Origin of the sequence: Pseudomonas sp. 22189 (assembly GCF_052045635.1) — a bacterium.
Lineage (GTDB): Bacteria > Pseudomonadota > Gammaproteobacteria > Pseudomonadales > Pseudomonadaceae > Aquipseudomonas > Aquipseudomonas parakoreensis.
On record NZ_JBQEPG010000034.1, the window covers coordinates 25,246 to 49,186 of the forward strand.

Here is a 23,941-nt window from a genome sequence, read left to right on the forward strand (position 1 = left end):
ATGTTCAGTCTTCCCCACCGCTCGCCGCGGGACTTGCCGTTCGTCATCGACCACACTGCGTTGCTGCTGGTGGACATGCAGCGTGCCTGGCTCGAACCGCAGTTCGACCCGCACCTGAACGGCCCGGACGCCGAGTATTTCCTGACCCGCACCCACATGCAGGTGGTGCCCAACCAGCGCCGCTTGCTCAGCGCCTTTCGTGAAGCGCGGCAGAACGTGCTGCACACCATTATCGAAAGCCTGACCGCCGACGGTCGCGACCGCTCGCTGGATCACAAACTGTCGGACATGCACCTGCCCAAGGGCAGTGAACAGGCGCGGATCATCGACGACCTGACCCCGGTGGAAAACGAAATCGTGCTGCCGAAAACCTCGTCCGGGGTGTTCAACTCGACCAACATCGATTACGTGCTGCGCAACCTCGAAACCCGCCACCTGATCATCGCCGGCATTGTCACCGACCAGTGCGTCGACATGGCGGTGCGTGATGCCGCCGACCGCGGTTATCTGGTGACGCTGGTCGAAGACGCCTGCGCCACCTACACCCCGGCGCGACATGACGCCTGCCTGAATGCGATCAAGGGCTACTGCTGGATCAGCGACACCCAAACCGTGCTCGGCCGCTTGCAGGAGATGCGCCCATGAGCGAGCGCCTGACGCCGTTGCCGATGACCACCATCGTCACCACTGACCTGATCGGCATCACCCGTGGCCGTTCTTTTCCCACCGATCAGCTGGAGCATTATCAAGCGGCCGGTTGCGGCTGGGTGCCGGCCAACAGTGCCTTGACGCCGCAGGACATCATCGCCTCGACCAACCCGTGGGGCGCGTATGGCGATTTGCGGCTGATCCCTGACTTGAGCAGCCGCGTCACCGTCGGCAACGGCCCGGATGCCGCAGCGCCGGCGCTGGACTTCATCCACGGCGACATTCGCGAAACCGATGGCCGCCCGTGGAGTGCCTGTCCGCGCACGCTGCTGCGCGATGAAATCGAACGTTATCGCAACGACCTCGGCCTGCAGGTCAACGCGGCGTTCGAACACGAATTCAACCTGCATGCCGGCTTCGCCGAACACCTGGCGTTTTCCCTCGAAGCCCAGCGTCAGGGCGCCGAGTTCGGCGGCTGGCTGCTCAGCGCCTTGCGTGCCGGTGGCGTCGAGCCGGAGATGTTTCTGCCGGAATACGGCAAGCATCAATACGAAATCACCTGCCGCCCGACCTGTGGCGTGGCAGCGGCGGACCGTGCGGTCAATGTGCGCGAGATCACCCGTGAAATCGCCCGGCAAATGGGCCTGGACGTCAGCTTCGCGCCGAAAACCAAGGCCGATGCGGTGTGCAACGGTGTGCATTTGCACGTCAGCCTGCTCGACCTGCAAGGTCTGCCGCTGCTCTACGACGCCGGCACCAGCAACGGTCTGTCGACCCTCGGCCAGCATTGGGCGGCGGGGATTCTGCATTATCTGCCAGCGCTGTGTGCATTCACCGCGCCGACGCCGGTGTCGTACGAACGCCTGCAGCCGCATCACTGGAGCGCGTCCTACGCGTGTCTGGGGCAGCAGAACCGTGAAGCGGCGTTGCGCATTTGTCCGACCGTGAGCCTGGGCGGCAAATCCGTGGCGGCGCAGTACAACCTGGAGTTCCGCGCCATGGACGCCACCGCTTCGCCGCACCTGGCGATGGCCGCGCTGCTGATCGCCGGACGGCTGGGCATCGAACAGCGTCTGGCGCTGAACGCGATCACTGACGAAATTCCCGATTCACTCAACGACGAGCAACGCAAGGCCCGGGGCATCGTTGCCCTGCCCGCCTCGCTGGCCCAGGCGCTGGATTGCCTGCGTGACAGTGCAGCCTTCAACCAATGGCTGCCCAAGCCGTTGCTCGACACTTACCACGCCCTTAAAACCGAGGAACTGGCGCTGACGGAACAGCTCTCGCCCGCTGACCTGTGTGAGCACTATGCACGCCTGTACTGAATCCGCCGAGCTGGGGTTGTATACCCGCCCGGTCTACAACCTGAGTCGTGAAGATTCATCGCATCCGTTGATCCTGGTGTGTGAGCACGCCAGCCGCTACATCCCCGAAGCCCTGAACAATCTGGGCCTGGACGATGCAGCCGCGCGCGAGCACATCGCCTGGGACATCGGCGCCTTGCAACTGGCTGAAAAGCTCTCGCAAGTGCTCGGGGCGACACTGTTGAGCGCCAACTATTCACGGTTGCTGATCGACCTCAACCGGCCCCGGCATGCCCCCGACAGCATTCCGGCACAGAGCGAGATTTATCAGGTGCCCGGCAATCGCGAGCTGGACGAAGCCACTCGCGAGTACCGGCGCCAGACGCTGTTCAAACCGTTTCACGCCCGGCTGCAAACCCTGATCGACCAACGCGTCGCGCAGGGTCAAGCGGTACGGGTGGTGGGGATTCACAGCTTTACCCCGGTGTATTACGGCCAGCCGCGCCCGCTGGAAGTCGGCGTGTTGTTCGGCCAGGCCAGCGCCTATGCACAACAGCTGATCGACGGCCTCGGCCAGCACCCGTTGAAGGTCGCGGGCAACCAGCCGTACCGGATCGATCCGCTGGGTGACATGACCGTGCCGGTGCACGGCGATGCCCGTGGACTGGAGTCGGTGCTGATCGAGGTGCGCAACGATCTGCTGCGCAGCCCGGAAGCGGTTTCGCTGTGGGTCGAGCGCCTGGCACCGCTGCTGTAACGAATGCAAAGATTGATAACGCGGTAACCGATGGACCGACATAACAACTAAAAACGCCGGATAGGCTGACAAGGAGTTGCGCTTCATGGAAATAGAAGAGTTCGGCTACAAACAGGAGTTGAAACGTAGCCTGACACTGACCGATCTGGTGGTGTACGGAATGATCTTCATGATCCCCATCGCCCCGTTTGGCGTGTATGGCTACGTCAATGCCGAGGCGCCCGGGATGGTGCCGCTGGCCTACATCATCGGCATGGTGGCGATGCTGTTCACCGCGTTGAGCTATGGCAGCATGGCGCGGGCATTTCCGATTGCAGGTTCGGTCTACTCCTACGCGCAACGCGGCCTCAACCAACACGTCGGCTTCCTCGCCGGCTGGCTGATGCTGCTCGACTACCTGCTGATTCCGCCGCTGCTGTACGTCTACGCGGCGATGGCCCTCAACCATCTTTATCCGGACATTCCGAAAGTCGGCTTCATTCTGGCGTTCCTGGTCAGCGCGACGTTCGTCAACCTGCGCGGCATCACCTTCACCGCACGGATGAACATCATCTTCCTGCTGGCGCAATTGGTGGTGTTGGGGATTTTCCTGTTCTACGCCTGGAATGCCCTGCACAACGGCGGCGGCAACGGCGGGCTGACCCTGGCGCCGCTGTATCACCCGGAAACATTCAACTTCGCCCTGCTGATGCAAGCGGTGTCGATTGCGGTGCTGTCGTTCCTCGGCTTCGATGCGATCTCGACGCTCGCCGAAGAAATCAAGGGCGACCCGGGCAAAAGCGTCGGTCGGGCAGCGCTGATCACGCTGGTGGTGATGGGCGCAATTTTCGTCGTACAGACCTGGATCGCCACCGACCTCGCTGCCGGCATGGGCTTCAAGTCCGCCGACACCGCGTTCTATGAAATCGCCGAAATCGCGGCGGGCAGCTGGCTGGCAACGCTGACCGGTGTGGCGACTGCTCTGGCCTGGGGCGTTGCCGTGGCAATCACCTCGCAAGCCGCGGTGTCGCGCCTGCTGTTCGGCATGGCCCGTGACGGCAAGTTGCCGAAAGTGCTGGCCAAGGTGCACCCGAAGCACAACACCCCGTACCTGAGCATTTATCTGGTGGCGCTGCTGTCGCTGGTGATCTGCTACCTGTTCATCAATTCGGTCGACACCCTGACCTCGCTGGTCAACTTCGGCGCCCTCAGCGGTTTCATGCTGCTGCACCTGACAGTGATCAACTACTACTGGCGTCGGCAGAAGTCCGGCCAGGTCGTGCGCCATCTGATCTGTCCGGTGATCGGCTTCATCATCGTCGCCGCCATCATGTACAACATGGGCGTCGATGCGCAGAAACTCGGCCTGATCTGGATCGCGCTGGGTCTGGTGTACCTGTTCTTCCTGAACAAGCTCGGCGCCAGCAGTGCGTTGCCTGACCCGAGTAATGGCTGACAAGAAAAAGAGCGGCGTCTGACAACAAATCAGGCGACCGCCGCTTTAAAGCGTGGCAACCGACAGTGATAGTCAGGTTCGGTGCGGATCACCGGACCCTTTGATACAGGAGTACATCCATGCTGGTCTTACGCCCAGTCGAGCCAACCGACCTGCCGCAATTGCAGCAACTGGCCCGCGACAGTCTGGTCGGCGTCACGTCGCTGCCAGACGACAGCGAACGCCTGCGTGAAAAAATCGCCGGTTCCTGCGCCTCGTTCGACCACGACATTCAGGCGCAAGGCCCGGAGAATTACTTCTTCGTGCTGGAAGACCTCGACACTCGGCGGCTTGTCGGCTGCTCGGAGATCCTCGCCACGGCCGGTTTCAACGAACCGTTCTACAGCCTGCGCAACCGCCACTTCACCAGTGCCTCGCGGGAATTGAACATCGAACACGGCGTGCCGGCGTTGTCGCTGTGTCACGACCTCAACGACCACACCCTGCTGCGCGGTTTTCACATCGACAATGCGCTGGTGCGCAGCGCTTTTTCCGAACTGCTGTCGCGGGCGCGGCTGCTGTTCATCGCCGCTCACGCATCCCGTTTCGCCGATGCGGTGATCACCGAAATCGTCGGCTACAGCGATGAGAATGGCCATTCACCGTTCTGGGATGCACTGGGCAAGCATTTCTTCGACCTGCCCTACGTCGAGGCCGAGCGCCTGTGCGGTCTGCAAAGCCGCACGTTTCTCGCCGAACTGATGCCGCAATACCCGATCTACGTGCCGATGCTGCCCCCGGAAGCACAGGCATGCATCGGCCGGATTCACCCGGACGGCCAGGAAGCGTTCGACATCCTTGAACGCGAAGGCTTTGAAACCAACAGCTACATCGACCTGTTCGACGCCGGCCCGACCCTGTATGCGCGCACCGCGAACATCCGTTCGATCGCCCGCAGCCAGACCGCCACCGTGCGTCAGCAAGCACAAATCGATGCACGGGGACGCTATCTGGTGAGCAACGACGCCTTGCACGGTTTCCGGGCCATCGTCGCCGAACTGGATTACCAGCCCGATCAACCGCTGTCCCTTACGCCAGCCCTGTGCACGGCGCTGAAGGTCACCGATGGCAGCACGATCAGGCTGACAGCCCTGTGAACGGCGCCCGGTTGCACACCCAACGACAGTGCCCGAACAGGCGCGTACAAGGAGTTACCGCATGATCGTCCGTCCGGTCAAAGTCAGCGACCTGCCAGCGCTGATGACTCTGGTGCAGCAGGCTGGCCCCGGGTTCACCACCCTGCCGGCCAATGAAGACCGCCTCGCTCACCGGGTGCGCTGGGCGCAACGTGCGTTCGCCGAGCAGGTGGAACGGGCCGACGCCGACTACCTGTTCGTGCTCGAAGACGACGACCTGCGCGTGGTGGGTGTCAGCGCCCTGACCGGCGCGGTTGGCCTGCGCGAGCCGTGGTACAACTACCGCGTCGGGTTGACCGTGAGTTCATCAGCGGATCTGGGCATTTCCCGGCAGATACCCACGCTGTTTCTCAATAATGAGCTGACCGGCCAGTCGGAACTGTGCTCGCTGTTTCTCAGCCACGACCATCGTCATGGCAGCAACGGCCGGCTGCTGTCGTTGGGGCGCCTGCTGTTCGTGGCTGAATTTCCGCAATTATTTGGCGAGAAGATGATCGCCGAACTGCGTGGCAGTGCCGATGAACGCGGTTGTTCGCCGTTCTGGGACAGTCTGGGCCGGCACTTTTTCCAGATGGACTTCAGCCACGCCGACCACTTGTCGGGTCTGGGCAACAAGTCGTTCATCGCCGAACTGATGCCGCGCCAACCGTTGTACACCTGCATGCTGACCGAACAGGCACAAGCGGCCATCGGCCAGACACATCCCAATACCGAGCCGGCGCTGAAGATCCTTCGCGAGGAAGGCTTTGTGCATAAGGGCTACATCGACATCTTCGACGGCGGCCCGGTGATCGAAGCGCCGATCGGCAGCATTCGTACCGTACGCGACAGCCAGGCGCTGACCCTGAGCCTCGGCACGCCGGACGATCAGGCCCCCTTGTGGCTGATCCATAACCGTCGCCTGGAGAACTGCCGCATCACCGTGGCCCCCGGTCGTCTGGTCGGCAATACCCTGGTGGTCGATCGCCTGACCGCCAAGCGCCTGCAACTGCAGCCGGGCAATTCGGTCCGCGCCGTGCTGCTGCCCAGGCAACAGCAACATGCAGTCGCGGCCTGAACGCCGGCCCTGACACTGGAAATCCGCTGATTGCAGATGAAACCTTTCAGCCTTTGCATCCGTGATCAACGCCTCACTTGCAAATTCGTCATGAACCTTGACCCATTCGCGTGATAGCCTTTTCATTCTTCGGCGTTGACACCTTTGCTCAAGCCGTTCCATTCCTTTGTATTGGTGGAACTCGTATGACCAGGCTTTCCCATCAAGATTTGCGCCGTAACTTCCGTCAATTGCTGGCTTCCGACACCTGCTACCACACGGCCTCGGTGTTCGACCCGATGTCCGCGCGCATCGCCGCAGACCTGGGTTTTGAAGTGGGGATCCTTGGCGGCTCCGTCGCCTCGTTGCAGGTGCTGGGCGCTCCCGACTTCGCCTTGATCACCCTCAGCGAGTTCGCTGAGCAAGCCACCCGCATTGGCCGCGTCGCTCAGCTGCCCGTGATCGCCGACGCCGACCACGGCTACGGCAACGCTCTCAACGTGATGCGCACCATCGTCGAACTGGAACGCGCCGGCGTCGCCGCCCTGACCATCGAAGACACGCTGCTGCCGGCACAATTCGGCCGTAAATCCACCGACTTGATCTCGGTTGCCGAAGGCGTCGGCAAGATCCGTGCAGCGCTGGAAGCCCGGGTCGATTCGGAAATGGCGATCATCGCCCGCACCAACGCCGGCATTCTGCCGAACCAGGAAATCATCAGCCGCACCAAGCAATACCAGGCCGCCGGTGCCGACGGCATCTGCATGGTCGGCGTGCAGGACTTCGATCAGCTTGAACAGATTGCCGAACACTTGACCGTGCCACTGATGCTGGTCACTTATGGCAACCCGGCGCTGCGTGATGACAAGCGTCTGGCCGAACTCGGTGTGCGCGTAACCATCGACGGTCACGGCGCGTACTTCGCGGCGATCAAGGCCACCTACGACAGCCTGCGTGAGCAACGCCAGATCTTCACCCAGGCTTCGGACCTGAGTGCCACCGAACTGACGCACACCTACACCCAGCCAGAGGATTACATTCTGTGGGCGAAGGAATACATGAGCGTCAAGGAGTGATTGCTCACTGATACGAAGGTTTCGGGCAACTCTAAAGATGGCCGGTAGACGCAATGTCACCGGCCAAGTTGCGAGAAAAGGCGAATTGATAATAGCCAGCTTCTACCAGCGATACACACCTACAAACAAACACCAATATTTAACAACAACTACAGCGTTGATATTAAATATCGCCTCTCTATAATCGCAAACCGTTAAACAGCAAAAACATTCAAACCCTCAAGCGCGGAGATCTGTTTAACAAAACGAAATAACAAACCTGATAATTACGCCTGATCAAATAGTCTAAAAAGTACATTTGACAGAAAATGACAAAGCGACTTCCCATGATAAAAAACCTGCTCAACCCAGACTTGAAGCCTGACCAGCTTATTACCTGCATCAAAACAACAAACATGGGGAGCGAAGTAAAGAGTCTGGCCGACCAGTTATCCGAACCTGAAGCAGATACCGAGAATTTGTCCCGTCACGCCGCGATCATGAAAGCGACCAACATCCACACCGGAACGTTGACGTTATATTGCAACAAAGATGGAAACATCAGCCTCAAGGCACCTGATAACGCATCTGCGCCTGAGCAACTATATTCCGTACCCGGAAACAGCGTTTTGTTCGCCATCAACGGGCAATCGTATGCCATCCAGCTTTATCGGCTCGACGGTGAATATCTGACGCGCGCAGAGCAGGTGATCGTGGATGCCGAAAATCCGTTGTTCATCGACGGCAGCAAAATGCTGTATGACAGCAATCCGAATGGAAACGGGCACCCGGCGTTTATTGGCAGCATCAATCTGCCCGACAGAACTGCCGACATCAGTGTGTTCGACCCCCACTCGTTGCGCAAAATCGGCTGGTTTCCTCATGACGACAGCGCCGCGCGCTTTCTGGTGAGTCTTGAACTGCTCGAAGCAGCACAGGATCCCGGAGCCTGCAAAGTGGCGCAGGAATTGATTTATCACTATCACCCCGCTGTCGCTTGGCGGGCCTTTCAGATGATCAACAGAACGGATCGTCAGGCCGCACTAAGTTGCGCCCCGCTGTTGAGAAACCTGCAAGACAGTCGCCTGAACTACTTGCTTGACCAGTGTGAAGCGGCATGAAACTACAGTCATTTATCGAGCGCATGGCGACTTACGATCTGCAACTGGACAGTTCAAGGATCGTGGAAGATCTGCGTCAACTGGCGACTAACCGCACGTTGTTGAGCGAGTACCTCTACACCACGATTCAACAGGACGGCTTCAGTACCAAAAACAGGCTTTACGGGGCCTATGCATTTGTCCTGCACTCCAACGATCTGTTTACAGTTCGCCTGGGGTTCTGGTCGCCGGTCACGTCACGGGATGAAAGGGAAACCTTTATCTATGACCTTAACCACAGTCATGACTTCGAACTCTATTGCGTGGGTTACAGCGGTGACGGTTACACCACCGTTTCACGGGAGATTCTGGATCAAGCGCCGCTCCAGGCCGGCAGAAGGCCCGAGTTCGGCGAAGAACGAGTCCTTAAACTTATTCCGGGTGAGGTGCTGCACATGCTTCCACTAAAGGAAGTACACAAACAGCTACCACCTGAAACAATGTCTGCCTCGCTGAGTTTGCTTATTCATCCTCCGCAGGCAGCCAAAACCGAAGAAGCCTGGTGCTTCGACGACAATCTGGTGCCGACTTATCCCGGCATCGCCCGCCAGGAGACAGCACTCTATGACAGCCTGCTGTCACGGCTACAACGTGAGCAGACATCACTGCTCACTTAATCAGAAAGGAAATCTGCATGAACAAGCAACTCGATAACTGGAACCAGACTCCACTGCTGCACGCCGGCGCCAACGTCATCAATACGCCGGTTGCAACCGCTGCGGCATCGCCATGTGCAGGCATCATTCCACGTTACAACGTGGGCAACATTCACGAAATCAAACAATTCTGGAACACCCCGCAACAAGCCTGATTGCTTCAGGATTCACCGTATGAAGGTGGCAGGCCTTAACGGCTGCCGCCTTCACGCGTGGCAACTATTTGCCCGCCAATTCCATGATCATCCGCGACAACAGATAAATCCGCGGCGTCACGCTCGCCACTTCGGCGTACTCCTCCGGCGTATGAATATTGCCGCCGACAATCCCGAAACCGTCCAGCGTCGGCGTCCCCACGCCGGCTGACAGGCTGGCATCCGCCGCACCACCACTGCCCTCTTCGGTCAGCTTGCGGCCGATCTCGCCGTAAATCCCTTGGGCCATCGCCATCAAGCGATCCGACTCCGCCGTTTGCGGCATCGGCGGCAAGCCGCGTTTGAGGCTGGTGGTGACTTCGGTTTCCGCGATCAGCTTGTCCTGCGAGACCCGCGCCAGGTCTTTCTCGATCCGGTCGAATTCTTCCGGCACGGCCGCGCGCACGTCAGCCTTGACGGTGGCGTGATCGGGAATCACGTTGGTGCGATCACCGGCCTGGAGCACGGTGAAGTTGATCGTGGTTTTCTTCGCTTCGTCGCCGAGTTTGCCCAGTTGCAGAATCTGGTGCGCCGCTTCCATCGCTGCGTTGCGTCCCAGCTCCGGCGCAACGCCAGCGTGCGCAGCCTTGCCCTTGACCTCGACCAGCGCCGTTGCGCTGCCTTTGCGCCACACCACCAGACCATCGGCCGGACGCCCCGGTTCGAGGTTGAGCGTCACGTCGTGGGCCTTGGCGGTTTTCTTGATCAGGTCGGTGGCGACGTCCGAGCCAGTTTCTTCGCTGGCATCGAGCAGGAAGGTGATTTGCGCGTAATCCTTGAAATCGAGGTTCTTCAGGATCTTCAGCGCGTAGATCCCGGCGACGATGCCGCCCTTGTCGTCCATCACCCCCGGCCCGTAGGCGCGGCCGTCCTTGATGTGGAACGGGCGCTCGGCCGCGGAGCCTTCCTTGAACACCGTGTCCATGTGCGCCATCAAGAGGATTTTTGCCTTGCCGGTGCCTTTGAAGGTGGCCAGCACGTGGTTGGATTTTTCCGGGGTGTTGGGCACCAGTTCGATGGTGGCGCCAAGCTTTTTCAGCTCATCGATGGCGATCTCGCTGACTTGCTTCAGGCCCGGCTCATAGCCGGAACCGGAGTCGATGTTGACCAGCCGTTCCAGTAGTTTGAGGGCTTCGGGTTGATATTGCTCGGCATCCGTCAGCACTTGCTTGTGCGGTTCGGCAAAGGCACCGGCAGCGCTGAAGGCGAGGGAAAGGCCGAGGCTGGCGGCCAGCAGCGAGCGGGAAAATGAGAACGTCATGAATCGATCCTTGTTTCGCGTCGGGGGGATTGAACCGTACCTGACATCGGCGCAAGGCTCTACACCGGATGCGACATCTCTGCGGCCGACACCGAACACCTGTAGGAGGAAATTGTGCTGGGCAGTCAGACCGAATCGAGCAGTTCCTGCTTCGGCAGATCGTCATTGTTGCAGATCACCCGATTGCGCCCGGTTGCCTTGGCCTCGTACAGCGCCTGGTCCGCATCATTGAGCCAGCGGGTCGCGTCGCCATGCGCCGGATCATAAGCCGCCAGGCCAATGCTCAGGCTGACCTTGAGCGCCGGGTTCTGCTCGTAACCCAGGGTGGCGAAACGTTCGCGCAAGGCTTCCATGGCCTGCGCGGCATTGAACAGCGGCAGGTCGGGCAGAATCACGCAGAACTCATCGCCGCCGTAGCGCCCGGCAATATCCGCAGCGCGCAGGTTCTGCTTGAGCATTTTGCTCAATTGGCGCAGGACGATGTCACCCGCCACATGCCCATACGTGTCATTGATCGACTTGAAGTGGTCGATATCGATCAACGCAATCGCCGCGCCCTGTTGCTGTCGACGGCAACGTTGAAACGCGATGTCCAGTTGATCCTTCCAGGCGCCGTGGTTGAGCAGACCGGTCAGGCTGTCGGTGCGACTCAGGGCCAGCAGTTCACGTTTGTGCAGGCCCAGCGTGTAGGCCTGGCGAAAGCAGATCCAGCCCAGCGCCAATGGGTACAACATCAACAACGGCAGGCAGGCATACAGCTGTAAAGGTGAGGTGGGCGGGATGAACGCCGGGGCGAACACCACCAGGCCGACGCCGATTCCAAGGACCTGCGCCGCCAGGCCCGCCGCGAGAAAACGCAAGCCGCCGATGGCGACATTATTCATCGCCATCATCGAAACGGTGGTGGCACTGGGCAACGGATTGAACTGCATGGCGGCGACCCAGAAGCCGCCCATAAACGCGTCGATCAACAGATTGCGGTGTTCAGCATGGTAGGGAACGCTGGAGCGACGGGCCCATTGAAACGCCAGATGCGGCCAGATCAGGCCATTGAACAGCATCAGTGCCCAGACCCACGGCGGCGGGTCAAGCGGGTACATCGCCACGCCAACGCACAACAACCCCAGCACCAGGCCGAGGGTTCGCGATGTATAAAGCCTCCTGGCCAGTGAAAGTCCCTTTCCCCCCTTGTTTCGCATAAGGGCCTCGACCACTCAACGGAACCTGCGCACACCGTCAGACCGATGTGCTGGGAGTCTATCAGCCAGCCGTTAAATAGCCATCACCGCCCAGCCACCCGCTCCCACTCGGCGAATTTTTAGCTATACCTGAAAGGATGAAAACGGTGAAACGACTATAAGAAGGAGACCCATGCGGACCTACCAGGTGTTGATCATCGGCAGCGGATTTGGCGGTCAATGTGCGGCGGTCAATTTGCTCAAGGCCGGCATTGACGATTTTCGCCTGCTGGAACGAAGGGCGTTCTTCGGCGGCACCTGGTGCCAGAATACCTACCCCGGCGCGGCGGTGGATGTGCCCTCACCGCTGTACTCGCTGTCCTTCGCGCCGTACCGCTGGACGCAGATGTTTGCCACCCAGCCTGAACTGCACCGATACACCGAACACGTCATCGAACGCTTCGGCCTGCGCGAACGCGTGGAACTGCAAACCAACGTCGAACGCATCGAATGGGATGACGCCGCCAGGCAGTGGGCGGTGCACACTGACAAAGGGATGTTCTGCGCGCAGTTCGTGATCAACGCCTCCGGGCCATTGAGCCAACCGGTGATCCCGCCCTTCCCCGGCCAGGATCGCTTTCAGGGCAAGACTTTTCATACAAACAATTGGGATCACCGCTACGACTACCGCGGTAAACGCGTGGCCATCGTCGGCAGCGGCGCCAGCGCCGCGCAGGTCATTCCGGCAATTGCCCCCGAGGTCGCACAACTGCACGTATTCCAGCGCACACCACATTGGGTGCTGCCGCGCGCCGATCGACGGTTCGGACCTTTTCAGCGCTGGCTGCTGGGGGTAAAACCGGCCTACAAGCTGCTGCGCTGGCTGCTTTACTGGCAATTCGAAACGCGGGTCATCGCCTTCAAATATTCGAAACCGGCGATTCACCTGGTCCAGCGCCAGGCGCTGCGTTTTCTCAAGCAACAGGTGCTGGACCCGGTATTGCGCGCAAAACTCACCCCGGACTTCACCATCGGCTGCAAGCGCATTCTGCTGTCCAGCACCTATTACCCGGCGCTGACCCGGCCCAATGTCACGTTGCACAGCCGCGAACAAGGCATCGCCGCGCTCGATGAAACCGGGATCACCACCACGGACGGCCAGCACATCGATGTCGATCTGATTATCTGGTCGACAGGCTACGACGCCACCGACGGCGTGGTCTCCTATCCGGTGACCGGCAGGCACGGCGTGCAACTCAAGGATGTCTGGGCGCAGTACCCGCGCGCCTACCTGGGCACCAGCCTGCCAGACTTTCCCAACCTGTTTATCGTCACCGGGCCCAACACTGGCATCGGGCATACCTCGGCGCTGTTCATCATCGAGGCGCAGATGAACTACATCCTCGACTGCATCCACACCCTGCAGGCAAAAGGACTGCGCAGCATCGAAGTGCGCCCCGACGCGGAACGTACCTACACTGCAATGATCCACCGTGAGATGGAGCGCACGGTATGGAAGTCCGGCGGCTGTCACAGTTGGTATCAGAGCAAGAGCGGTCATGTGATCGCGATATTTCCGGGCTTCAGTTTCAGCTATTACCGGTTGACCCGGGCGCTGAAACCGGCTGACCACATTCTGTCCTGAACACGTAAAAGGAAGACGTCGATGCTTGTGCTGTTTGTCGCTCTCGCGGTTTTCGTGGCCTGGAGCTGGTTGAGTTATCCGGCGATCGGCCATTGGCTGTATGACCTGAGCACGGCGCTCGAGGCCAGGATGTACAAGTTGCACAAGATCGAAGTGCCGATTGCCGAAATGACGGTCTCGACCTGGCAGGGTGGCCCCTATGAAGCGGCCAGCGCGATCCTGATGCTGCACGGCTACAGTGCCGAGAAAAACCTCTGGCTGCGCTTCGCCAGGCACTTTGTCCGCCAGTACCGAGTGATCATTCCGGACATCGCCGGCCACGGTGAAACCGGCTTCAAGGCCGGTGGCGGCTATGACATTGCGCTGCAGGCCAAGCGCATGATCCAGCTGCTCGACGTGTGCGGTGTGGAGAAAGTCCACGTGATCGGCAACTCGATGGGCGGCTACATCGCAGCGTGGCTGGCGGCAACCTACCCGGACCGGATTGCCTCAGTGGCACTGATCGACCCGGCCGGCGTCACCGCACCGCAGGCCAGCGACATGGAACGCCATCTGGCCCGTGGACATAACCCGTTCCTGATCAACTCCCGGGAAGAATTCCGCCAGTTTTATGCGATGACCATGGCCTCGCCACCGTGGGTACCCGGACTGGTGCTGGACGCCATCGCCCAGCGTTACCAACGCCAACGTGATGAGCTGGAAGAGATCTTCCGCGACTTTCGCGCCAGCCCGCCGATGGAACCGAAACTGGCCGAAATCAAATGCCCGGCGCTGCTGCTGTGGGGGCGCAAGGACCGCTTGATCGACGTCAGCAGCGTGCCGGTGTGGAGCAAGGGCATCGCCAATCTGCGGGTCGAGGTGTGGGACGGTGTCGGGCACATGCCGATGGTCGAACAACCGGGGAATACTGCGCGGTTGTATCGGGAGTTTCTGGGCAATCAGCGATGAATCCCAACACTATCCCCTCACCACAATGAATTTCCTCACCACCTTAAGTCTTATTCATGCAAAGAATTAAGGTTGGCAGAAGGCTGTGTGGAATGAACATTCTCTACGACGAACGCTTCGACGGCCCGCTACCGGAAGTGAACAAGGCTGAGCTGCTGAAAACCCTGCAGCACGCCCTCCCGGACCTCGACCTTCTGTGGCGCGAAGACGAACTAAAGCCGTACGAATGCGATGGCCTCTCGGCCTATCGCACCACGCCGATGCTGGTGGCGCTGCCCCGGCGACTCGATCAGGTACAAACCCTGCTCAGACTGTGCCATCAACACCACGTGCCGGTGGTGGCCCGTGGCGCCGGCACCGGGTTGTCGGGCGGCGCGCTGCCGCTGGAAAGCGGCCTGTTGCTGGTGATGGCGCGGTTCAACAACATCCTGCACATCGACCCAGCGGCTCGCACCGCACGGGTTCAACCCGGGGTGCGCAACCTGGCGATCTCCCAGGCGGCGGCGCCGTACGGCCTGTATTACGCGCCGGATCCGTCGTCGCAGATTGCCTGTTCGATCGGCGGCAACGTCGCGGAAAATGCCGGTGGCGTGCATTGCCTCAAGTACGGTCTGACCGTACACAACCTGCTGAAGATCGAAGTGCTGACCATCGAAGGCGAACGCCTGACGCTGGGCAGCGAGGCCCTCGATGCCCCGGGTTTCGATTTGCTGGCGCTGTTCACTGGCTCCGAAGGTTTGCTCGGGATCATCACCGAAGTCACGGTCAAACTGCTGCCCAGACCGCAGGTCGCCAAGGTGCTGCTGGGCAGCTTCGATTCGGTGGAAAAGGCAGGCCGCGCGGTGGCCGACATCATCGCTGCGGGGATTATTCCCGGCGGCCTGGAGATGATGGACAACCTGGCGATCCGCGCCGCCGAAGACTTCATCCACGCCGGTTACCCGGTCGCTGCCGAAGCGATTCTGCTATGCGAACTCGATGGTGTCGAAGCCGATGTCCACGACGATTGCCTGCGGGTGCGCGAGGTCATGCTTCAGGCCGGCGCCAGCGAGGTGCGTCAGGCCCGCGATGAAGCCGAGCGCGTGCGCTTCTGGGCCGGACGCAAAAACGCCTTTCCGGCGATCGGCCGCTTGTCCCCGGACTACTACTGCATGGACGGCACCATCCCGCGTCGCGAATTGCCCGGCGTACTGCAAGGCATCGCGCGCCTCGGCGCCGAATACGGCTTGCGCGTGGCCAACGTGTTCCATGCCGGCGACGGCAACATGCACCCGCTGATCCTGTTCGACGCCAACCAGCCTGGCGAACTGCAGCGCGCGGAGGCGTTGGGCGGGAAAATTCTCGAATTGTGCGTGCACGTCGGCGGCAGCATCACCGGCGAACACGGCGTCGGCCGCGAGAAAATCAATCAGATGTGTGCGCAATTCAACAGCGCAGAGCTGACCCTGTTCCACGCCGTCAAAGTCGCGTTCGATCCGCAAGGCCTGCTCAACCCCGGCAAGAACATCCCGACCCTGCACCGCTGCGCAGAATTCGGCGCCATGCACATTCACGCCGGACAACTGCCATTCCCCGAACTGGAGCGCTTCTGATGGCTGACGTCGACGCCAGCGGCGCCCTGCTCGATCAGGTCAATCAGGCCCGGGCCAACGCCACGCCGCTGAAAATCCAGGGTGGCAACAGCAAGGCGTTTCTGGGGCGCGAGGTGGCCGGCGAAGTGCTCGACACCCGCGCGCACTGCGGCATCGTGCGCTATGAACCGACCGAGCTGGTGGTCAGCGTGCGCGCCGGTACGCCGCTGCGCGAGTTGCTCGCGGCGCTCGACGCGGCCGGGCAGATGCTGCCGTGCGAGCCGCCGGCCTTCGGTGACAGTGCCACCGTTGGCGGGATGATTGCCAGCGGACTGTCCGGGCCACGGCGGCCATGGTCAGGTTCGGTACGCGACTTCGTCCTCGGTACCCGGGTCATCACTGGCCTCGGCGAACATTTGAGGTTCGGTGGCGAGGTGATGAAAAACGTTGCCGGCTACGACCTGTCACGCCTGCTGACCGGCAGTTTCGGCTGTCTCGGCGTGCTCACCGAGGTCTCGCTGAAAGTCCTGCCGAAACCGCGTCAATGCCTGAGCATCCGCCTCGATATCGACTGCACCCGAGCGCTGACCAGGCTGGCCGAATGGGGTCAGCAACCGTTGCCGATCAGCGGCGCCTGCCATGACGGGCAAAGCCTGTACCTGCGCCTGGAGGGCGGCGAAGGCTCGGTGACCGCCGCGCATCAACGACTCGGCGGCGAGCCGCTGGACTCGCTGTTCTGGCGCGATTTAAACGAGCAACGCCTGAGCTTTTTCGACGAAGGCCTGCCGCTGTGGCGCCTGTCGCTGCCGAACAATCTCGGGCCGCAAGAATTGCCCGGCCAGCAGTTGATCGACTGGGCCGGCGCGCAACGCTGGCTGAAGTCCGATCACGAGCACGTTCAGATTCTCGCCCAGGAACTCGGTGGCCATGCCATCTGCTTCACCCATGGCGCCAGCGACACACCGTTCCAGCCGCTGCCGCGCACGCTGATGCGTTATCACCAGCAACTCAAGGCGCAACTCGACCCGCAAGGGCTGTTCAACCCCGGCCGGATGTACGCGGAGTTCTAGCCATGCAGACCACCCTCAGCGAACAATCCCGACAACTGCCGCGTGCGGCCGAGGCGGAAAAGATTCTGCGCACCTGCGTGCATTGCGGTTTTTGCAACGCCACCTGCCCGACCTATCAGGTGCTCGGTGATGAGCTCGATGGGCCACGCGGACGCATCTATCTGATCAAACAAGTGCTCGAAGGGACGCCGGCCACCGAGCAGACTCAGTTGCATCTGGATCGCTGCCTGTCCTGCCGCAATTGCGAAACCACCTGCCCCTCCGGTGTTGACTATCACAACCTGTTGGATATCGGGCGGGCGGTGGTCGATCAGGCCGTGCCGCGACCTGCCGCCCAGCGCTTGTTGCGCGAGGGCTTGCGTGCACTGGCGCCGAATCCGGGCGTATTCAAGGGACTGCTGCGGGTAGGCACGACGTTCCGGCCGCTGTTACCGCGCATCCTCGAAAGCAAATTGCCGCAACGCGCCCCAGTGTCCGGCTCACGCCCCGCCCCATGCCATGCGCGGCGGGTGTTGCTGCTCGAAGGCTGCGTGCAACCGGGCCTGTCGCCGAACACCAACGACGCGACGGCACGAGTGCTGGACCGGTTGGGGATCAGCGTCACGCCGGTGACCGAGGCCGGTTGCTGCGGCGCGCTGGACTATCACCTCGACGCCCAGGCCAAAGGCCTCGAGCGCGCCCGACAGAACATCGACGCCTGGTGGCCGCACCTGGAAAACGGCGCGGAAGCCATCGTGCAGACGGCCAGCGGTTGCGGCGCGTTCATCAAGGATTACGGGCATCTGCTGGCGCAGGATCCGCGCTACGCCGACAAGGCGCGGCAGATCAGTGAGCGAACGCTGGATCTGGTGCAACTGCTCGCTCAGGAACCTCTGGAGCAAGTGTGCGCCGCCCGCCAGCGGCGGATCGCCGTGCATTGCCCCTGCACCCTGCAACATGCGCTGAAACTCGGCGGCGCAGTCGAGGCGCTGCTGACCCGCCTTGGGTTCAATCTCACACCCGTGCCGGACGGTCACCTGTGTTGCGGTTCGGCCGGCACTTATTCGCTGACGCAAGCGACCCTCGCCCGGCAATTGCGCGATAACCGCCTCAATGCACTGGAAAGCGGGCGCCCGGAGCTGATCGTCACGTCTAACGTCGGCTGCCAGAATCATCTGGCCGGCGCCGGACGCACGCAGGTTTTGCACTGGATCGAACTGGTGGATCAGTCGTTGGCAGAATGAAGTTCGTAGGATTCTTCGTTTGCTGCCGTCGGCGAAGGCTGCGATCTTTTCCTCTATCCAAACCGTGACCGTGGCAGGAATTTTTTTCATGACCGTGCAGCCTTTCGTCAGCCCCGACCTGATCCGTCAACGCTTCTCCAAAGCGATGTCCGACATGTACCGCGAAGAAGTGCCGTTGTACGGCGCGCTGATGGAGTTGGTGGAACAGACCAACCGTGAAGTGCTGGCCGCCCAGCCAGACCTCGCACGGCAGCTCGACAGCACCGGTGAAATCGAGCGCCTGGACATGGAGCGACACGGCGCGATCCGCGTCGGCACCGGCAAAGAGCTTGCGACCCTCGCGCGCCTGTTCGCGGTGATGGGCATGCAACCGGTGGGCTACTACGACCTGACCCCGGCGGGTGTGCCGGTGCACTCCACGGCGTTTCGCGCGGTGCATGAAGCGGCGCTGCAGGTCAGCCCGTTTCGGGTGTTCACCTCATTGCTGCGTCTGGAGCTGATCGAAGATCCCGAGTTGCGCGGTTTTGCCGAATCGGTGTTGAACCGGCGTTCGATCTTTACCCCTGCTGCCTTGCAGCTGATCGAGCGGGCGGAGTCAGCCGGTGGGCTGAATGAGGAGGACGCGGCGCAATTTGTCCTGCAGGCACTGGAAACCTTTCGCTGGCATCACAGCGCCACCGTCACCGCTGCGCAGTACCAGACCCTCAGCGCCCAGCACCGTCTGATCGCCGATGTGGTGGCGTTCAAAGGCCCGCACATCAATCACCTGACCCCACGCACCTTGGACATCGATATTGTCCAGGCGCAGATGCCGGTGCACGGCATCACCCCGAAAGCGGTGATCGAAGGCCCGCCACGCCGCAAGTGCCCGATCCTGTTGCGCCAGACCAGCTTCAAGGCGCTGGACGAGCCGATCGCTTTCACCGATCAACACGAGACTCGCGGTAGCCACAGCGCGCGTTTCGGCGAAATCGAACAACGCGGTGCGGCGCTGACCCCCAAAGGCCGGGCGCTGTATGACCGCTTGTTGAACGCCGCGCGCGATGAACTGGGCGACTTTCCCAACGAAGGCAACGCCGCACGTTACAACACGCTGATGACCCGACACTTTGGCGAATTTCCGGACAGCGTCGACGGCATGCGTGAACAGGAGCTGGCGTATTTTCGCTATTTTCCCACGGAAAAAGGCTTGGCAGCGGGTAGCCTCAAATCAACATCGCTGGAGGATTTGCTCCGCGATGGCCATGTGAAAGCTGAACCGTTGGTGTACGAAGATTTCCTGCCGGTGAGTGCGGCGGGGATTTTTCAGTCGAACCTTGGGGACGCGGCGCAGACGCACTATGGCGAACACTCGAACCGCCAGGCATTCGAACAGGCGCTGGGGCGTGCGACCATTGATGAGCTGGGGTTGTATGCCGAGACGCAGCGGCGTTCGATTGAGGAGTGTCTGGCAGCGCTTTCGCGCTGAAAGATCAAAAGATCGCAGCCTGCGGCANTGGAATGTGTTTCCCCCTGTAGGAGCTGCCGCAGGCTGCGATCTTTTGCTTTCGCTTCTAGCGCAAGCGTGACAACAACGCGAAAGCCGTCTCCTCCGACGACGCCGGATTCTGCCCCGTCAGCAACAATCCATCTTCACGGGTGTAGCTCGACCAGTCCGCGCCCTTGGAGAAATTTCCGCCTTTGACCTTGAGCTCGTCCTCCACCAGAAACGGCACCACGTTGGTCAACTGCACCGCATCTTCTTCGCTGTTGCTGAAACCGGTCACCTGCTTACCCTTGACCAATGGCTGACCGTCCGCACCTTTGACATGGCGCAGCACCCCGGGCGCATGACACACGGCCGCCACGGGTTTGCCACTGTTGTAAAACGATTCGATCAGCGCAATCGAATGGCGGTCTTCAGCCAGGTCCCACAATGGGCCGTGGCCGCCGGGATAGAACACGGCATCGAAATCCGCAGCCTTCACCGTGTCCAGTGTGACCGTAGAGGACAGTGCCGACTGGGCGGCAGAATCCTTGCGAAAGCGCTCGGTCGCGGCGGTCTGCGCATCGGGCTCGTCACTTTTCGGGTCCAGCGGTGGCTGGCCGCCCTTGGGCGAGGCCAGCGTCAGTTGCGCGCCGGCATCCTTGAACACGTAATACGGCGCGGCGAACTCTTCCAGCCAGAAGCCGGTTTTCTTGCCGGTATCACCCAGTTGATCGTGGGACGTTAAAACCATCAGGATTTTCATGTCGTTCTCACTCGCGGTGGGGAATGTTCAGACGCCTGCGGCGCAGTCGTGAGTGATTGACCGTCGCGCTGGGTGGATCGTTTCAAACGCTCGACGCTGGCACTTGGCCTTACTGCGCAACTTCTTGCGCACTCGCTCGGCGAAAAAGACTGATCATCGCGCTGTAGGCCTTGAGGCACGTGGCCCGCAGCCGAGTGCGCAANGAAGTTGCGCACTTTCCACCTCGATTCAGCAAAAAACATCGGTCATAACGCAGACTAGAGCCGCTTCACCCCCGGCTGCCGGGCCCTTCGACAAACCTGGCACGCTCCTTGATAACAGTCAGGCACCCACCGGGCGATTTCGCCTCCCGGGCACCCTAAATTTATCCGCAAGGAGAGCACCCCATGGCAACACCAGCGTACATGTCGGTTACCGGCGAAAAACAAGGCCTGATCACTGCCGGCGCTTTCACCGCCGACTCCGTTGGCAACACCTACCAGGAAGGCCACGAAGACCAGGTCATGGTTCAGGCTTTCAGCCACGACGTGATCATCCCGCGTGACCCACAATCCGGTCAGCCAACCGGTCAGCGCGTTCACAAGCCAGTGATCATCACCAAGGTCTACGACAAGGCTTCGCCTCTGCTGCAAGCGGCTCTGACCTCCGGCGAGCGCATGAGCGAAATCGTTATCCAGTGGTACCGTACTTCTGCTCAAGGTACTCAAGAGCACTACTACACCACCAAACTGGAAGACGCGATCATCGTCGCCATCAACAACAAAATGCACAACTGCCAGGATCCAGGCAACTCGCACTTCACCCACCTGGAAGAAGTGCAGTTCACCTACCGCAAAATCACCTGGACCCACGAAGTATCCGGTACTTCGGGCTCCGATGACTGGCGTGCTCCAGTCGTTTAATTACGGCTGATCGTTACAAGCATCGACCAGCCCTGCTGGTCGATGTTGTTTACGCCCCTCCAGAATTTCGCGTGCGTTGAACCGCTTTGCGGTAGTCGACGAACGCCGCTGTACAGCACGAGGAACAAGGGATGTTCGCGCCGGCCAATGAAACCCACTTTGCCCTGACCATCGAAGGGCTCTCCGCCGATTTTCAGGTATTCACCCTGACCGGCCGGGAAGCCATCAGCCAGCCTTTTGTGTTCGAGGTGGAGCTGGTCAGTGAGCAGCCGTCGCTGGACCTCGAAACCCTGCTGCACAAACCGGCCTTCCTGCAGCTGTCGCCCGACGGCAGCGGTATCCACGGCCTGATCTACCGCGCCGCGCAAGGCGATTCCGGCAAGCGCCTGACGCGCTACTCCGTGACCCTGCGCCCGCAACTGGCGTACCTGGCGCACCGGATCAACCAGCGGATCTTCCAGAACCTCAGCGTGCCGAAAATCATCGGCAAGGTCCTCGAAGAACACGGCATCCAGGGCAACGCCTACGCCTTCCAGACCGGCTCGATCTACCCCGACCGCATTTACTGCGTGCAATACGACGAATCGGACCTGCATTTCATCCAGCGCCTGTGCGAAGAAGAAGGCATTCACTACCACTTCCAGCACAGCGCCACGGGCCACAAACTGGTGTTCGGCGACGACCAGACGGTGTTCAAGAAACTGGCGCCGGTGGCCTATCAGCAGGACTCCGGCATGGTCGCCAGCAACCCGGTGATCAAACGCTTCGACCTGCGCCTGGAAACCCGTACCAGCCGCACCACCCGCCGCGACTACGACTTCGAAAAACCGCGCCTGACGCTGGAAAGCGAAAACCGCGGCGACGCCCTCCCCGACCTCGAGGACTACGATTACCCGGGCCGTTTCATCGACCGCGAGCGCGGCAAACACCTGGCCAAACGCGCCCTCGAACGTCATCGCAGCGACTTCCAGCTCGCCGAAGGCAAGAGCGACCAGCCGTTGCTGGTCAGCGGCCATTTCCTCGCACTCAAAGAACACCCGAAGGCCAAGTGGAATGACCTGTGGCTGCTCACCGAAGTCCACCACGAAGGCAAGCAGCCGCAGGTGCTGGAAGAGTCGGTCACCAGCGACACCACCGCGCTCAAAGACGATTTCCATCAGGGTTACCGCAACCGCTTCCAGGCCACCCCGTGGGACGTGCCGAACCGCCCGCCCCTGCGCCACCCGAAACCGCGCATCCTCGGCAGCCAGAGCGCCGTGGTCACAGGCCCGAAAGGCGAAGAAATCCACTGCGACGAATACGGCCGCGTGAAAGTCCAGTTCCACTGGGACCGCGACGGCCAGGCCGACGACAAGACCAGCTGCTGGCTGCGTGTCTCCAGCGCCTGGGCCGGCGCCCAGTACGGCGGCATCGCCATCCCGCGCATCGGCATGGAAGTGCTGGTGACATTCCTCGAGGGCGACCCCGACCAGCCGCTGATCAGCGGCTGCCTGTACCACAAGGAAAACACCGTCCCGTACGCCCTGCCGGCGAACAAGACCCGCACCACCTTCAAAACCCTGAGCTCGATGGGCGGTGGCGGCTTCAACGAACTGCGCATCGAAGACAAGAAAGGCCAGGAACAGATCTTCCTCCACGCCCAGCGCGACTGGGACGAGAACATCGAACACGACCAGAAAATCCGCGTCGGCAACGAACGCCACGACGTCGTGGAAAAGAACAGCTACACGGAATTCAAGGCCGAAGAACACCACACGGTTTATGAAGACCGCAAAGTCGAAGCACGGGCCAACGACCACCTGACCGTGGGCGTGAACCAGCACATCAAGATCGGCACCGGACAATTCATCGACGCCGGCCAGGAAATTCACCTGAGCAGTGGCATGAAGGTGGTGCTGGAAGCCGGGGCTGAACTGACGCTGGTCGGCGGTGGCAGCTTCATCAAGATCGACGGCGGCGGCGTGACCATGAGCGGGCCGGCGATCAACATCAACTCCGGTGGTGGACCGGGCAGCGGCACCGGCGCCGCCCCACTGCTGCCGGGCGTGTTGAAGCAGGCGGATGCCGACAAGGCTGGCGCCGTGCTGACCCCGGCGCAAATCAACACTCTCAAACGTAATGCGCCGTTCTGCGAAGAGTGCGAAAAATGCAAGGCAGGTGCCTGTGCCATCTGATCGACTGACACCCAAGGACTGGCTGGCACAACAGCCGTTGCAGACTGGCGAGCGCCTGTACCTGATCGTCAGCGCAGCAAGCGATGCCGACGCGCTGAAAACCCTGTACCTGACCGAACCCACCGCCCAGCTCCTGCCGATCTGGGGCGGCACGCCCTACTCCACCTGGCAACCGGTGATGCCCTACGTCACCGAACTCAAACCGAACTCGGCATTCCTGCCCTGGATCGCCGAAACCGACGCCCTCGACTGGGGCTGGCTGGCCGTCTCACGCGCCGAACCGAACGACGTGTTCGAGCACCTGCGCAGCCTGACACA

General features: G+C 61.1%; 22 protein-coding genes. 19 read left to right on the forward strand and 3 right to left on the reverse strand.

The window, feature by feature from the left end; all coding sequences use genetic code 11:
* The 10 genes from ACTJKS_RS25220 (at position 1) to ACTJKS_RS25265 (ending at position 9,381) form a co-directional block, all read left to right on the forward strand.
* Positions 1-645, forward strand: coding sequence for an isochorismatase family cysteine hydrolase (locus ACTJKS_RS25220; protein WP_145595250.1), 645 nt, complete (start codon positions 1-3; stop codon positions 643-645).
* A complete protein-coding gene (locus ACTJKS_RS25225) occupies positions 642-1,973 on the forward strand; it encodes a glutamine synthetase (RefSeq protein ID WP_041074159.1) in 1,332 nt (443 codons plus the stop codon). Before ACTJKS_RS25220 ends, ACTJKS_RS25225 begins: the two co-directional genes overlap by 4 nt.
* A complete protein-coding gene (locus ACTJKS_RS25230) occupies positions 1,957-2,709 on the forward strand; it encodes an N-formylglutamate amidohydrolase (protein ID WP_262949055.1) in 753 nt (250 codons plus the stop codon). Before ACTJKS_RS25225 ends, ACTJKS_RS25230 begins: the two co-directional genes overlap by 17 nt.
* 85 nt (positions 2,710-2,794) lie before the next feature.
* Positions 2,795-4,144, forward strand: a complete 1,350-nt coding sequence (locus tag ACTJKS_RS25235) for an APC family permease (RefSeq protein WP_262949054.1) — start codon at positions 2,795-2,797, stop codon at positions 4,142-4,144.
* Between the two features lie 119 nt (positions 4,145-4,263).
* Positions 4,264-5,280, forward strand: a complete 1,017-nt coding sequence (locus ACTJKS_RS25240) for an arginine N-succinyltransferase (RefSeq protein WP_047293392.1) — start codon at positions 4,264-4,266, stop codon at positions 5,278-5,280.
* A 61-nt stretch (positions 5,281-5,341) separates the two neighbouring features.
* Positions 5,342-6,376 (forward strand): arginine N-succinyltransferase, encoded by a 1,035-nt coding sequence (astA, locus tag ACTJKS_RS25245; RefSeq protein ID WP_262949053.1) that lies wholly within the window; start codon positions 5,342-5,344, stop codon positions 6,374-6,376.
* A 185-nt stretch (positions 6,377-6,561) separates the two neighbouring features.
* Positions 6,562-7,431 (forward strand): isocitrate lyase/PEP mutase family protein, encoded by an 870-nt coding sequence (locus ACTJKS_RS25250; RefSeq protein ID WP_007968750.1) that lies wholly within the window; start codon positions 6,562-6,564, stop codon positions 7,429-7,431.
* Positions 7,432-7,757: 326 nt separating this feature from the next.
* Positions 7,758-8,531 (forward strand): hypothetical protein, encoded by a 774-nt coding sequence (locus ACTJKS_RS25255; RefSeq protein WP_262949052.1) that lies wholly within the window; start codon positions 7,758-7,760, stop codon positions 8,529-8,531.
* Positions 8,528-9,187, forward strand: coding sequence for a transposase (locus tag ACTJKS_RS25260; RefSeq protein ID WP_145595239.1), 660 nt, complete (start codon positions 8,528-8,530; stop codon positions 9,185-9,187). Before ACTJKS_RS25255 ends, ACTJKS_RS25260 begins: the two co-directional genes overlap by 4 nt.
* A 17-nt stretch (positions 9,188-9,204) precedes the next feature.
* Positions 9,205-9,381, forward strand: coding sequence for a hypothetical protein (locus ACTJKS_RS25265; protein ID WP_198760018.1), 177 nt, complete (start codon positions 9,205-9,207; stop codon positions 9,379-9,381).
* 64 nt (positions 9,382-9,445) lie between these two features.
* Here ACTJKS_RS25265 and ACTJKS_RS25270 read toward each other — a convergent pair whose 3' ends face one another.
* Complete coding sequence (locus ACTJKS_RS25270; protein ID WP_198760019.1) at positions 9,446-10,681, reverse strand: M20/M25/M40 family metallo-hydrolase; 1,236 nt, start codon at positions 10,679-10,681, stop codon at positions 9,446-9,448.
* A gap of 125 nt (positions 10,682-10,806) precedes the next feature.
* Positions 10,807-11,880: a diguanylate cyclase gene (locus ACTJKS_RS25275; RefSeq protein ID WP_198760020.1), complete on the reverse strand. Its 1,074-nt coding sequence runs from the start codon at positions 11,878-11,880 to the stop codon at positions 10,807-10,809.
* A gap of 172 nt (positions 11,881-12,052) precedes the next feature.
* Here ACTJKS_RS25275 and ACTJKS_RS25280 point away from each other — a divergent pair, with 172 nt between their 5' ends.
* The 6 genes from ACTJKS_RS25280 (at position 12,053) to hglS (ending at position 19,784) form a co-directional block, all read left to right on the forward strand.
* Entirely contained in the window at positions 12,053-13,504 is a 1,452-nt protein-coding gene (locus ACTJKS_RS25280; protein WP_262949051.1) for a flavin-containing monooxygenase, read from the forward strand.
* Positions 13,505-13,525: 21 nt separating this feature from the next.
* A complete protein-coding gene (locus ACTJKS_RS25285; protein WP_262949050.1) occupies positions 13,526-14,452 on the forward strand; it encodes an alpha/beta fold hydrolase in 927 nt (308 codons plus the stop codon).
* A gap of 92 nt (positions 14,453-14,544) precedes the next feature.
* Positions 14,545-16,044, forward strand: coding sequence for a glycolate oxidase subunit GlcD (gene glcD / locus ACTJKS_RS25290; RefSeq protein ID WP_262949049.1), 1,500 nt, complete (start codon positions 14,545-14,547; stop codon positions 16,042-16,044).
* Complete coding sequence (gene glcE, locus ACTJKS_RS25295; protein WP_262949048.1) at positions 16,044-17,093, forward strand: glycolate oxidase subunit GlcE; 1,050 nt, start codon at positions 16,044-16,046, stop codon at positions 17,091-17,093. Before glcD ends, glcE begins: the two co-directional genes overlap by 1 nt.
* A gap of 2 nt (positions 17,094-17,095) precedes the next feature.
* Complete coding sequence (glcF, locus tag ACTJKS_RS25300) at positions 17,096-18,316, forward strand: glycolate oxidase subunit GlcF (RefSeq protein ID WP_262949047.1); 1,221 nt, start codon at positions 17,096-17,098, stop codon at positions 18,314-18,316.
* Positions 18,317-18,404: 88 nt separating this feature from the next.
* Positions 18,405-19,784 (forward strand): 2-oxoadipate dioxygenase/decarboxylase HglS, encoded by a 1,380-nt coding sequence (gene hglS / locus ACTJKS_RS25305; RefSeq protein WP_198760026.1) that lies wholly within the window; start codon positions 18,405-18,407, stop codon positions 19,782-19,784.
* Between the two features lie 85 nt (positions 19,785-19,869).
* On the opposite strand, the gene ACTJKS_RS25310 is transcribed toward hglS, so the two are convergent.
* On the reverse strand, positions 19,870-20,547 hold the full coding sequence (locus tag ACTJKS_RS25310; RefSeq protein ID WP_262949046.1) for a type 1 glutamine amidotransferase domain-containing protein: 678 nt from the start codon (positions 20,545-20,547) through the stop codon (positions 19,870-19,872).
* Between the two features lie 386 nt (positions 20,548-20,933).
* On the opposite strand from ACTJKS_RS25310, the gene ACTJKS_RS25315 reads away from it, so the two are divergent.
* From ACTJKS_RS25315 to ACTJKS_RS25325, 3 genes are all read left to right on the forward strand, one after another.
* Complete coding sequence (locus ACTJKS_RS25315; protein WP_003226246.1) at positions 20,934-21,449, forward strand: Hcp family type VI secretion system effector; 516 nt, start codon at positions 20,934-20,936, stop codon at positions 21,447-21,449.
* 131 nt (positions 21,450-21,580) lie between these two features.
* Complete coding sequence (gene tssI / locus ACTJKS_RS25320; protein ID WP_440828915.1) at positions 21,581-23,623, forward strand: type VI secretion system tip protein TssI/VgrG; 2,043 nt, start codon at positions 21,581-21,583, stop codon at positions 23,621-23,623.
* On the forward strand, positions 23,613-23,941 hold a 329-nt coding region (locus tag ACTJKS_RS25325), incomplete at its 3' end, for a DUF4123 domain-containing protein (RefSeq protein WP_440828916.1). The genes tssI and ACTJKS_RS25325, both read left to right, overlap by 11 nt.